Origin of the sequence: Actinomyces bovis, assembly GCF_900444995.1 — a bacterium.
Taxonomy (GTDB): Bacteria; Actinomycetota; Actinomycetes; order Actinomycetales; family Actinomycetaceae; genus Actinomyces; species Actinomyces bovis.
Map to the genome: position 1 here is coordinate 1 of NZ_UAPQ01000008.1, position 12,559 is coordinate 12,559.

General features: G+C 61.6%; 7 protein-coding genes and 3 rRNA genes. 8 read left to right on the forward strand and 2 right to left on the reverse strand.

Annotation, left to right across the window (positions count from 1 at the left end):
* From DR039_RS06965 to rrf, 3 genes are all read left to right on the forward strand, one after another.
* A 16S ribosomal RNA gene (locus tag DR039_RS06965) occupies nucleotides 1–582 on the forward strand; the annotation flags it as partial.
* Nucleotides 583–988: 406 nt separating this feature from the next.
* Nucleotides 989–4,156: ribosomal RNA gene (locus DR039_RS06970) — 23S ribosomal RNA — on the forward strand.
* Between the two features lie 141 nt (nucleotides 4,157–4,297).
* Nucleotides 4,298–4,414: ribosomal RNA gene (gene rrf, locus DR039_RS06975) — 5S ribosomal RNA — on the forward strand.
* A gap of 87 nt (nucleotides 4,415–4,501) precedes the next feature.
* Here rrf and DR039_RS11285 read toward each other — a convergent pair.
* On the reverse strand, nucleotides 4,502–4,672 hold the full coding sequence (locus DR039_RS11285; protein WP_170166860.1) for a hypothetical protein: 171 nt from the start codon (nucleotides 4,670–4,672) through the stop codon (nucleotides 4,502–4,504).
* A gap of 212 nt (nucleotides 4,673–4,884) precedes the next feature.
* Nucleotides 4,885–6,507 (reverse strand): aspartate:alanine exchanger family transporter, encoded by a 1,623-nt coding sequence (locus DR039_RS06980; protein ID WP_111836691.1) that lies wholly within the window; start codon nucleotides 6,505–6,507, stop codon nucleotides 4,885–4,887.
* A 302-nt stretch (nucleotides 6,508–6,809) separates the two neighbouring features.
* Between DR039_RS06980 and DR039_RS06985 the strand changes: the two genes are divergently transcribed.
* From DR039_RS06985 to DR039_RS07005, 5 genes are all read left to right on the forward strand, one after another.
* Entirely contained in the window at nucleotides 6,810–8,654 is a 1,845-nt protein-coding gene (locus tag DR039_RS06985) for an acetolactate synthase large subunit (protein WP_111836692.1), read from the forward strand.
* A 4-nt stretch (nucleotides 8,655–8,658) separates the two neighbouring features.
* Complete coding sequence (gene ilvN / locus DR039_RS06990; RefSeq protein ID WP_111836693.1) at nucleotides 8,659–9,168, forward strand: acetolactate synthase small subunit; 510 nt, start codon at nucleotides 8,659–8,661, stop codon at nucleotides 9,166–9,168.
* A 6-nt stretch (nucleotides 9,169–9,174) separates the two neighbouring features.
* Complete coding sequence (ilvC, locus tag DR039_RS06995; protein WP_111836694.1) at nucleotides 9,175–10,206, forward strand: ketol-acid reductoisomerase; 1,032 nt, start codon at nucleotides 9,175–9,177, stop codon at nucleotides 10,204–10,206.
* Nucleotides 10,207–10,365: 159 nt separating this feature from the next.
* Complete coding sequence (locus tag DR039_RS07000; RefSeq protein ID WP_170166861.1) at nucleotides 10,366–11,781, forward strand: AAA family ATPase; 1,416 nt, start codon at nucleotides 10,366–10,368, stop codon at nucleotides 11,779–11,781.
* Nucleotides 11,774–12,403: a DUF4276 family protein gene (locus DR039_RS07005; RefSeq protein WP_111836696.1), complete on the forward strand. Its 630-nt coding sequence runs from the start codon at nucleotides 11,774–11,776 to the stop codon at nucleotides 12,401–12,403. The genes DR039_RS07000 and DR039_RS07005 overlap by 8 nt, the downstream gene beginning before the upstream one ends.
* The last annotated feature ends 156 nt before the right edge of the window (nucleotides 12,404–12,559 follow it).

Here is a 12,559-nt window from a genome sequence, read left to right on the forward strand (position 1 = left end):
GGATTAATTCGATGCAACGCGAAGAACCTTACCAAGGCTGACATGTGGGTGTTGATCACGGAGACGTGGTTTCTCTTCGGAGCGCCTTCACAGGTGGTGCATGGTTGTCGTCAGCTCGTGTCGTGAGATGTTGGGTTAAGTCCCGCAACGAGCGCAACCCTTGTCCCGTGTTGCCAGCACGTTGTGGTGGGGACTCGCGGGAGACTGCCGGGGTTAACTCGGAGGAAGGTGGGGATGACGTCAAATCATCATGCCCCTTATGTCTTGGGCTTCACGCATGCTACAATGGCTGGTACAGAGGGTTGCGATGTCGTGAGGCGGAGCGAATCCCTTAAAGCCAGTCTCAGTTCGGATCGGTGTCTGCAACTCGACACCGTGAAGTTGGAGTCGCTAGTAATCGCAGATCAGCAACGCTGCGGTGAATACGTTCTCGGGCCTTGTACACACCGCCCGTCACGTCATGAAAGCTGGCAACACCCGAAGCCCGTGGCCTTATGGGAGCGGTCGAAGGTGGGGCTGGTGATTGGGACGAAGTCGTAACAAGGTAGCCGTACCGGAAGGTGCGGCTGGATCACCTCCTTTCTAAGGAGCACTATTGTTTGCCTGACCTTGGCTGGGCCTGTCTTTTTGTTTTTACTGCCCGTTTTGGGTGGTGGGGGGTTTGGTGCTATGGGGTTGGGTGCTGTGTTTTTCGGAACTTTTGGTATAGAAAACCACCCGAATACCAGTTAGTTAAATACTGGTTGGTTTGGGTGCCCTGACCTGATCCTCGTGCTTTTGGTGTGGGGGTTGGGTTGGGGGTGGCATGCTGTCGGGGCCTGGGGTAATACGCCCTGTTTTGGTGCCTGGCTCCTTCTTGGTTGTCTGCCTCCCTTGTTTTGGGGGTGGGTGGTTTTGGGGGGTGTGGGTGGGTTGGTTGTGAACTGTATAGTGGACGCGAGCATCTTTGTTCTTTGCTGCCATCAACGTTTGTTGGTGGTGTTTTGTTTTGTTTGTTTTTATGAGCGTTCGGTGGATGCCTTGGCATCAGGGGCCGATGAAGGACGTGGTGGCCTGCGATAAGCCTCGGGGAGCTGGCTAGCGGGCTGTGATCCGAGGGTGTCCGAATGGGGGGACCCGGCACGAGTTATGTCGTGTCACCTGCACTTGAATTCATAGGGTGTGGGGGGTGACGCGGGGAAGTGAAACATCTCAGTACCCGCAGGAGAAGATATTCCGTTAGTAGTGGCGAGCGAAAGCGGATGATGGTTAAACCATGATCGTGTGATTACTCGGCAGGGGTTGCGGTTGTGGGGTTGTGGGGCATGCTTTTCTGCCATCTGCCGGTGGTAGGCGCGGTGATAAACCTGGTTGGTAGCCGAATCTCCTGGGAAGGGGAGCCGTAGTGGGTGAGAGCCCCGTAGGTTAAACTGTCTGGGCCGTGTGGGTGTGTTCCCGAGTAGCACGGGGCTCGTGGAATCCTGTGTGAATCTGCCAAGACCACTTGGTTGCCTGAATACTTCCTGATGACCGATAGCGGATTAGTACCGTGAGGGAATGGTGAAAAGTACCCCGGGAGGGGAGTGAAATAGTACCTGAAACCGGGCGCTTACAAGCCGTCAGGGCCCTTCGGGGTGATGGCGTGCCTTTTGAAGAATGAGCCTGCGAGTCAGTGCTGTGTCGCGAGGTTAACCCGTGTTGGGGAGTCGTAGCGAAAGCGAGTCTGAAAGGGCGTTTTAGTGGCACGGTCTGGACCCCGAAGCGGGGTGATCTACCCATGGCCAGGTTGAAGCACGTGTAAGAGCGTGTGGAGGACCGAACCCACTTCAGTTGAAAATGGAGGGGATGAGCTGTGGGTAGGGGTGAAAGGCCAATCAAACTCCGTGATAGCTGGTTCTCCCCGAAATGCATTTAGGTGCAGCGTCTCGTGTTGCCCGGCGGAGGTAGAGCTACTGGGTGGCTGATGGGCCCCACAGGGTTACTGACGTCAACCAAACTCCGAATGCCGTCGGGTTGTAGCGGGGCAGTGAGACCGCGGGGGATAAGCTCCGTGGTCGAGAGGGAAACAGCCCAGATCGCCGGCTAAGGCCCCTAAGCGTGTGCTAAGTGGGAAAGGATGTGCGGTCGCGCAGACAACCAGGAGGTTGGCTTAGAAGCAGCCATCCTTGAAAGAGTGCGTAATAGCTCACTGGTCAAGTGATCGTGCGCCGACAATGTAGCGGGGCTCAAGCACACCGCCGAAGCCGCGGACCCACCACAATTTTTTTCTTCCTTACCCCCTATTTTTGAGGGGTTTGGCAGGGGTGGTGGGTGGTAGGGGAGCGTCCTGCACCGGGTGAAGCCTCGGGGTGACCTAGGGGTGGATGGTGTGGGAGTGAGAATGCAGGCATGAGTAGCGATACTAGGGTGAGAAACCCTAGCGCCGAATGACCAAGGGTTCCAGGGCTAGGCTAGTCCGCCCTGGGTGAGTCGGGTCCTAAGGCGAGGCCGACAGGCGTAGTCGATGGGCAACGGGTTGATATTCCCGTACCGGCGAAGCACCGCCCATGCTGACGCGCGGGTGCTAACCCACGCCTGGGCTCACAGTCATGCCCTGGTGTCTCTTTCGGGGGACACTTGTGGTGTGGTGGGTTTGGGTCTGGGGATCCTCCGTGCAGGTAGGCAAGCGTATTAACAGGGGTGACGCACAGTGGTAGCCCGGCGGTCCTAATGGCTTGGACTGTTCAAGCGCGCGGCCCGTCCTCCAGGTAAATCCGGGGGGCTGTCTTCGATGACGGGGGTGAGGCGTGATGGTGGCCCTGCTTTTCAGTGGGGGATATCAGGGTGATCCTGTGGTGCCTAGAAAAGCCTCGACGCGATGGTGCCAGCCGCCCGTACCCTAAACCGACACAGGTGGTCGGGCAGAGTATGCCTAGGCGCACGAGATAATCATGGTGAAGGAACTCGGCAAAATGCCCCCGTAACTTCGGGAGAAGGGGGGCCCGAGCCTTGAAGCCCCACGCGGGCTAGGGGTGAGGGCCGCAGAGACCAGGGAGAAGCGACTGTTTACTAAAAACACAGGTCCGTGCGAAGCCGCAAGGCGATGTATACGGACTGACGCCTGCCCGGTGCTGGAAGGTTAAGAGGAGCTGTCAACCCCCATTGGGGGTGAAGCGGTGAATTTAAGCCCCAGTAAACGGCGGTGGTAACTATAACCATCCTAAGGTAGCGAAATTCCTTGTCGGGTAAGTTCCGACCTGCACGAATGGCGTAACGACTTCTCTACTGTCTCCACCATGAACTCGGCGAAATTGCATTACGAGTAAAGATGCTCGTTACGCGCAGAAGGACGGAAAGACCCCGGGACCTTTACTATAGCTTGGTATTGGCGCCCGCTGTGGCTTGTGCAGGATAGGTGGGAGACCGTGAAGCAGTCACGCCAGTGATTGTGGAGTCATCGTTGAAATACCACTCTGGCCATAGCGTGCGCCTGAACCTCGGCCCGTGATCCGGGTTAGGGACAGTGCCTGGTGGGTAGTTTAACTGGGGCGGTTGCCTCCTAAAAAGTAACGGAGGCGCTCAAAGGTTCCCTCAGCCTGGTCGGCAACCAGGTGTTGAGTGCAAGTGCACAAGGGAGCTTGACTGCGAGACCGACAGGTCAAGCAGGTGCGAAAGCAGGAACTAGTGATCCGGCGATCCCGAGTGGGTGGGTCGTCGCTCAACGGATAAAAGGTACCCCGGGGATAACAGGCTGATCCTGCCCAAGAGTCCATATCGACGGCATGGTTTGGCACCTCGATGTCGGCTCGTCGCATCCTGGGGCTGGAGCAGGTCCCAAGGGTTGGGCTGTTCGCCCATTAAAGCGGTACGCGAGCTGGGTTTAGAACGTCGTGAGACAGTTCGGTCCCTATCCTCTGCGCGCGCAGGATACTTGAGAAGACCTGTCCCTAGTACGAGAGGACCGGGACGGACGAACCTCTGGTGTGCCAGTTGTCCCGCCCGGGGCACGGCTGGTTAGCTACGTTCGGCAAGGATAACCGCTGAAAGCATCTAAGCGGGAAACCAGCTTCAAGATAAGGTATCCACACCCCCTCGTGGGGTGGAAGGCCCCCAGCAGACCACTGGGTAGATAGGCCGGAAGTACAAAACCCGTAAGGGTTGAAGCTGACCGGTACTAATAGGCCAAACACAAACAACACCCCCACCACATAGGTGGGGAACAAGAACCAAACACGCAAGCGTCCACTATACGGTCCACCACCAACCCACACACCAAACACACAACACAAACACAACACACAATACGGCCCAACACACGCACTGGGCCCCACATAAACGTCTCGGTGGTCACAGCGGGAAGGCAACGCCCGGACCCATTCCGAACCCGGAAGCTAAGACTCCCAGCGCCAATGGTACTGCACCCGCCAGGGTGTGGGAGAGTAGGACACCGCCGAGCACACACCCAGGGTCGAGGCCCCCAACCACAGGTTGGGGGCCTCCCCACATTCAAAGACCGGTCCAATAACTAGTGCGGGCCAAAACCTCAAATGCGCGCGAGCTGAGACACCCGCTGGGGCGAAATACCCATCAACAACGCCACATCCCGCACCGGCAAACCATCCTGACGCAACACAGCAACAGCTATACGTGACGCGCTGGCGGCCTTAGCTTCGGCAGCCGCGGCTTCCTTAGCCCGATCCTTGTACTCACCCACCAGTCGTTCCCACGTTCCGCGGTGGCGTGAATCGTCGTCGTCATCGCTCTTCCTCCTACTGCTTATTTTCCCTAATTTCTCTCCTGGGCTGTTGAGCGCGGCCCGACGTCGTCGTCTCTACCAGGGCAGATACAAAGGCGCCGCGTGCGGTTCTGCAACTAGCAGCTCCGCACACGGCGCCTTTTTGTTTCGGTGTCTACCCGGGGAGGGGCCTACAGGCCGCCGAGGATCTGCGCCACGAAGATCTTGGCGATCATGGCCACCGGGTAGACCATCGCGTAGCCCAGGGCCACACGCGGGTCGGCCCCAGTGCGCTCGTTAGCGAAAGCCAGCACCGCCGGCTGAGTCTGGGCGCCACCAAGCAGACCAGACAGGCGGGTACCACCCATCTTGATGCCCCAGCGCATACCCGCATACAGGCCCATGCCCACAATGCTGGTAACCAGGCAGCCGACCAGCAGAATCTTCCACCAGTCGCCCCCTGAGAAGGCATTAGCAATCTGCCCACCGGCCTTAGTGCCCGCCTGCGCCAAGAACACCAACAGACCAAACTCTGAGAGCACAGCCGTGGCCGTGAAGGGCAGCGCTGTCACGAACTTGCCAATCCGGCCAATACGGCCGAAGACCAAACCCACCAACAGGGTGCCGGCCGCTGAGCCGATCGCAAAACTACCCCCATCCGGCAGATGGAACTTCCACTCACCAATGAAGATACCCAAGGCCATGCCTAGCCCCAGGGCTACCGGGTTAATGGAGGACAGGCCACGCGAGGAGTCACCAAAGAACTTAGAAATGTCTTTCATGCGACCGGTAGGAGCCACCACGCGGACCCGGTCGCCCTGCTGCAGCACCAGATCAGGGGTGCCCACCATATCCGTGTCGCCACGGCGCACACGCGAGATCGTGGCCTCAAAGCGGCCATCAATATCCAGATCAGCGATTGTGCGACCCGCAAGCTTGGGGTCAGACACGGTAATACGCCGGAAGTCCAAGTACTTGCGGTCAGCCAGCAACGAGTGGGAAGAACCGTGGCCAATGGCCTGAATAACCTGATTTACGGCCTCCTGCGTGCCCACCACGGTCACCAGGTCATCCTTGTGCATGCGCTCGTTGAAGTGCTGCTTAGTGATCGGCATGATCGGCCCGGTCTCACCGCGACGCAGGCGGGAGAACTTGAGCTCGCCACTGATCTTCTCCGCAATATCAGAAATACGCGGCGAGTCCTCGCGCTCCACCCGAATGGTGCGGTTGACCAGTGGGGAAGGCGCGTCACGGTCGGTCTTGCGGTAGCCCAAAGCCAGCAGGCAGAAGAACAGCATGCCGATCACACCAAAGAGGTAGGCGACGGCGTAACCAACGGTGGCAATAGCTGCGCCCTGCGGGTCGCCGTGCATCTCGGCTGCCTGACCGGCTGCCGCCAGCGCCGGGGTGTTAGTAACGGCGCCAGCGAAGGTACCTGCGACCAGCGCCGGAGACATGCCCAGAGCGCGACCAACTCCCACGGCCGCGCCGGCAGCCACCACGAAAGCCAGCACCATGACGGCAATCGGCCCCAGCGCGGTCTTGATTACGTGGAAGAAGTTCGGGCCGGAGCTGACACCGATGGCAAAGGTGAAGATCGCCAAGCCCAAGATGCCGAAGTGTCCGGGCACCTCCAGTTTGGCTCCCTCCGCTGTTGCCCAGGCTGCCAAGGCAATTCCAGCGAACAGCACTGCGGCAGCGCCCAGGGAGATCCCCTTGACCTTGATATGCCCAAAGAGCATGCCGATGCCAATTAGTAAGAACAAAACCAGGACTGGATTGGCTGCCAGGTGGTTGAGGAAGGTCAGTGCCACTTTGTGCTGCTAGCTTTCCGAACAGGCCCCAGAGTCGTGATGAGTGGGGCGATGGATCGTTGACAAGAGCATCCTTTCACTTAGTTGGTGTGCTCAGGCTGGACCTAAGGCCGGAAGGCCGGGGAGTGTGTGCAACGCGGTATTTACCCAGGCTAGGCTTTCCACAATTTGAGCCGTGATTCCACAATGTGAAACAGTAGGCTTCGGTTGTGACTCACGCCCCCATAGGGCCTAGGGTCATCTCACGGGCCTTCCGGCCCAGCAACAGCCGCAAGGGCGGCGCTCAAGGCAGGAGGGCGCAGATGACTGGTCAAGACGCACCGACGGCAGTCCCGTCGGCCGCCGAGGCCGAGGCCGCAACAGCCGCCGCGACGAGCCATAACTCGCCGCAGCAGCCCGAGCAGGTAACCGGCGCCGAGTCGCTGGTCCGCTCCCTGGAGGCGGTTGGCGTTACCCATATCTTCGGGATGCCGGGCGGCGCCATCCTGCCCTTCTACGACCCGCTGCTAGCCTCCAAGAAAATCCGTCACATCCTGGTGCGCCACGAGCAGGGCGCCGGCCACGCCGCTGAAGGTTACGCCGTCGTCACCGGCAAACCTGGCGTCTGCGTGGCCACCTCCGGACCCGGGGCCACCAACCTCATCACCGCCATCGGTGACGCCCATATGGACTCCATCCCCATGGTGGCCATCACCGGGCAGGTCGGCGCCGGACTAATCGGTACCGACGCCTTCCAGGAAGCTGACATCGTCGGCGCCACCATGCCCTTCGTAAAGCACTCCTTCCTGGTAACCGACCCAGACGAGGTTCCCGCCCGGGTGGCCGAGGCCTTCCACTTGGCCTCCACCGGTCGCCCCGGCCCCGTCCTAATCGACTTCACCAAGGACGCGCAGAACGGCCTGACCACCTTCTCTTGGCCCCCCGTCATGGAGCTGCCCGGCTTCCAGCTGCCCGGCAAGCCCAACCAACGCCGCGTTACCCAGGCCGCTGAAGCCATCGCCCACGCCGAACGACCCGTGTTCATGCTCGGCGGTGGCCTAGCCCGCTCCGAGCTAGACCCCGCCCAGTTGCGCGAACTCGTTGAGCTGGTTGGTGCCCCCTTCACCACCACCCTCATGGCCCTGGGCGTGCTGCCCTCCGACCACCCGCAAGCCCTCGGCATGCCCGGTATGCACGGCACCGTGGCCGCCGTCGGAGCCCTCCAACGCGCCGACCTGATCATCGCGCTGGGGGCCCGCTTCGACGACCGCGTCACCGGCAAACTGGACTCCTTTGCCCAACGCGCCGCCGTCATCCACGTGGACATCGACCCGGCGGAGATCTCCAAGATCCGGGCTGCGGACGTGCCTATCGTTGGTGAGCTGGCTGACGTGCTGCCCGCCCTGAGCTCCGCCTTCAAGCAGGTGGTGGCGGCGGAGGGCCGCACCGACACTGACCCCTGGTTCACTGAGGTCGCCCATATGCGCGCGGTCTACCCTACGCAGTGGACGGACACGGACGACGGCCAGCTCCAGCCCCAGGAGGTCATCTCCCACCTGGGCCGGGCTGCCAGCGAGGACACCATCTGGGTCACCGGCGTCGGGCAGCACCAGATGTGGGCCGCCCAATTCCTCCCACACCTGCGACACCGCTCCTGGCTGACCTCTGGCGGGGCCGGGACCATGGGCTACGGCATACCGGCGGCTATGGGCGCCAAGGTGGCGGCGCCGGAGCGGCCCGTGTGGCTCATCGACGGCGACGGCTGCTTCCAAATGACCAACCAGGAACTAGCCACCTGCACGCTCAACGAGGTGCCCATCAAAGTCGCCATCATCAACAACTCCTCCCTGGGCATGGTGCGCCAGTGGCAGACCCTCTTCTACGGGCAGCGCTACTCCAACACTGACCTGGACACCGGCCACGGCACCGTCCGCGTACCCGACTTCGTCAAGCTGGCTGAGGCCTACGGCGCCGTCGGCCTGCGCTGCGAGCGCCTAGAGGAGGTCGACGACGTCATCGCCCAGGCCAATGCCATCAACGACCGCCCCGTCGTTATCGACTTCACCGTCTCCGCTGACGCCCAAGTCTGGCCAATGGTTGCCGCCGGGGTTTCCAACGACGCCATTCAGCACGCCCGGGGCATGAGCCCCCAATGGGAAGAGGAGTGAGCCGATGAGCAAACACACGCTTTCAGTCCTGGTGGAGAACAAGCCCGGCGTGCTCACGCGCGTATCTGCCCTGTTCACCCGCCGCGGCTTCAACATTCACTCCCTGGCAGTAGGCCCCACCGAGCATGAGGACATCTCCCGCATCACGGTGATCGCAGACGCTGAGGGGCCCGCCATGGAGCAGGTCACCAAACAGCTCAACAAGCTGGTGAACGTCCTCAAAATCGTGGAGTTGGAGCCCGAGTCCTGCGTGGAGCGCGAGCTTTACCTCATCAAGGTCAAAGCCGACGACACCAACCGGACGGCCGTGCTGCAGATCGTTGACCTGTTCCGGGCGCATGTGGTCGACGTGGCCCCCAGCTCCGTGGTCATTGAGACCGTAGGCTCCGAATCCAAAGTGCGGGCGCTGCTCACGGCGCTCCAGCCACACGGAGTTAAAGAAATCGTCCAGTCAGGTGCCGTGGCCATTACGCGCGGCCCCAGGTCCATCACCGACCAGCTCAAGGAGAAGTGAAAACAAATGGCAGCAGAAAAGTTCTACGACGCCGACGCCGACCTGTCCATCATTCAGGGCAAGAAGGTAGCCGTCATTGGCTACGGCTCACAGGGGCACGCCCACGCCCTCAACCTGCGTGACTCCGGGGTGGAGGTGGTTGTGGGCCTGCGTGAGGGCTCCAGCTCCGTAGCCAAGGCCGAGGAGGCGGGCCTGCCCGTCAAGCCCGTGGCCGAGGCCGTGGCTTGGGCCGACGTGGTGGTGGTGCTGGCCCCTGACCAGGTGCAGGCCAGGCTGTACCAGGATGAGATCGAGCCCAGTATCAGGCCCGGGGCCGCCCTGCTGTTCTCCCACGGCTTCAACATTCACTTCGGCTACATCAAGCCCGCTGCCGGGATCGACGTGGTCATGGTGGCGCCTAAGGGGCCGGGCCACACGGTGCGCCGCCAGTTCGAGGAGGGGCGGGGCGTGCCGGTGCTCGTCTGTGTGGAGCAGGACGCCACCGGGCAGGCCTGGCCGCTTGTGCTGTCTTACGCCAAGGCGGTAGGTGGTACCCGGGCGGGTGCCATCAAGACGACCTTCCGTGAGGAGACTGAGACTGACCTGTTTGGGGAGCAGACCGTGCTGTGCGGTGGCGTCTCCAAACTGATCGAATATGGCTTTGAGACGCTGGTGGAGGCCGGTTACCAGCCAGAGATGGCCTACTTCGAGGTGTGCCACGAGCTCAAGCTGATTGTGGACCTTATCAATGAGGGTGGCTTGTCCAAGCAGCGCTGGTCTTGCTCCGACACTGCTGAGTACGGCGACTATGTCTCTGGGCCGCGCGTGATCACCCCGGATGTCAAGGTGCATATGCAGGAGGTGCTGGCGGACATCCAGAGCGGGGCCTTTGCCAAGCGTTTCATGGATGACCAGGCTGCTGGGGCGCCCGAGTTCAAGCAGTTGCGTGCCCAGGGGGAGGCTCACCCGATTGAGAGGACGGGCCGGGAGGTGCGTTCCATGTTTGCCTGGCGCGCTGAGGTGGACAAGGACTACACCGAGGGCTCCGTGGCCCGCTGAGGGCTGTGGTCACCTAGCTGAGACCGGTCGGAGTCAGCGACCAGACTGGTCCACGCTGGCCCTGTGGGGTCCGCCGCCCCTTTCGGCGGGCCCCACACGCGTCCTGGCTCCGCCTGTAGAGTTGGGGCTAGGACGGCAGCGAGTCGAAGGAGGATGCCGGTGCTCACGCGCTTCGAGGTCTCTGGCTTCAAGAACCTGCGTGACGTGGCGGTGGACTTCGGGTCCTTCACTTGCGTCGCTGGCCAGAACGGTGTGGGAAAGTCGAACCTGCTCGACGCCGTCCAGCTCATGTCCCACCTGGCTAGCGGGACATTTCGCGAGGCCATTGCCGCGGTCCGTCCGGCTGCGGGGCAGCGCGCCACGCAGGAGTCGGTGCTAAGCGAGGCAGTTCTTGCGGGGGAGGAGAACCTGAGGCTGGCGGCTGAGGTGCTCCTCCGCCCAGGACTGCGGCTGCAGATCGGTCCTGGTGAGAGCAAGCCGTTGAATGACAGGTACCTGCGGTACGAGGTCGAGCTCGCTGTTGATACGGGCTACAAGGGAACTAGGGCCAGACCGATTCGGCTGGTCTCAGAGAGCCTCATGTCGTGCAGCAGGTCCCCTCGTGAGCCTGTGCCGAGTGAGGGGCATCCGGGCGGTCAAGTCATATATATTGAGACCGATACGTTCCCGGGCTTCTTTGACGAGGACGGAAATGAGGCTGGCACGGAGGATGTTGTCCTGCTCTATGGGCAGGGGCTCGGGGCTGCCTCTCCAGGGGATGATCGGGTAATCCTTGCGGATGTCCGCGCGGTTACGAAGGAGCAGGAGCAGACGGCTCTCAGTGTTGCAGTGAATGGCACGCTGCCGCATGCCGTTGCTGAGGAGATGCGCTCCTGGCGGTTTGTGGCGCTCGAGCCGAGTCTTATGCGTGCCGCTGATGACAAGGATGAGGAGCCGCGGCTCGCTGGTTCCGGGGCGCACTTGCCCGCCTTTTTAACGTCACAGGTGGAGGAGCGTGGGGAGCAGGTGTACAAGGACCTGCGCCTGGCGCTGTCGAGCCTCCTGGACTTGCGCAGCCTGCGAGTGCGCCCCAACGGTGACTTCCTTGAGCTACGGGCGCAGGTAGGTGAGGCTCCTGACTTGCCGGCCCGGGCTCTGTCCGACGGCACTCTGCGGATGCTGGCTCTCGGTGCGCTGGCTAATGACTCGCAGTACTCCGGTGCTGTTTTCATCGAGGAGCCAGAGAACGGTGTGCATCCGGGCCTTCTCCACTATCTTCTTACCCTGCTCAGGCGCATGGCCGAGCCCCGTGATGGCGTACCGCGCCAGGTCGTCATCAATACCCACTCGCCGTACCTGGTCCAGGATGTGATGGAGGAGCGCGCCGATGACCTCCTGTGCGCAGTGAGGTGGAGGCGCCGGGAGCCGAACGGTCGCACCAGTGAGTCCGTCACTTTCAACCCGCTCCCGGGCACGTGGCGAGCGCTGCACTGGGAGCGTTCTAAGGATCGTCCACGCTCCTCGGCTCCGGTGTCGGCCTCTCGTCTGGTCTCCTTCCTGTCCAACTCACTGGTCGAGGCAGACCAGGATGAGTGAGTACTGGCAGTGCGGTTTCGTTGGTGAGGGCTCGTCGGACGAGAGGCTGGTCCCTGTTCTTGAACGGCTCCTCATGAGCCTGCGACCTGGAGATGACTTTGCGGTTGCGACCCATGAATGGGTAACGCCTCAGTCTGACCGCTCTGTTAAGAGCAAAATCCGAGCACTGAAGGATGAGCCTTACGACATAGTCTTCGCCCATCGCGATGCGGACAGTACTGAGAAAATAAAGATAGAGAAGAGGATCGCCGAGTGCTTGGCGTGCCGGGACGAGCGAGTCGTCCCGGTGGTGCCCGTAAGAATGACAGAGGCATGGGTGCTGGCTGACCTTTATGCTGAGCAGGACTTTCGGGACTGGTGGTCTGGCAAGGGGCTTGGGTTCGATAGTATTGAGACCTGTGCGAACCCAAAGGGGCTGTTGCGAGAGTACCTTAGCCGTGACCAGGCAGGCCTGCTGACACCGAGTCGTTTTGCGGCAGAACGGGCGGAGGTCCTGGAGGGCATATCGGTGGAGGGGCCGGTACGGCGCCTTGAGGCCTGGAAGAGGCTGTGTAGCGAGGTGAAGGAGGCAATGTGCCGGGTGCGCCCGTACCTGGACCACTCCGAGTGGGGTGCTGTGTAGGCCTGCCTCTGTCGGCTGGCCCTGCGTGACAGCGTCCGGGGGCAGCAGGGAGGTCACAGAGCGAGGGTGAGAGGGGCCTGCACCCGGGACCTCTTCTGCCGCGACTGAAGGATGCCGGGGCCACGGGGGTAACGGGACCACGGGGCGCTGCGGGCA

What these genes read in the sequence shown, in the direction of transcription:
- DR039_RS07005 (WP_111836696.1), top strand. Translation starts at nt 11,774, where the DNA reads ATGAGTGAGTACTGGCAGTGCGGTTTCGTTGGTGAGGGCTCGTCGGAC.
- ilvN (WP_111836693.1), top strand. Translation starts at nt 8,659, where the DNA reads ATGAGCAAACACACGCTTTCAGTCCTGGTGGAGAACAAGCCCGGCGTG.
- DR039_RS06985 (WP_111836692.1), top strand. Translation starts at nt 6,810, where the DNA reads ATGACTGGTCAAGACGCACCGACGGCAGTCCCGTCGGCCGCCGAGGCC.
- ilvC (WP_111836694.1), top strand. Translation starts at nt 9,175, where the DNA reads ATGGCAGCAGAAAAGTTCTACGACGCCGACGCCGACCTGTCCATCATT.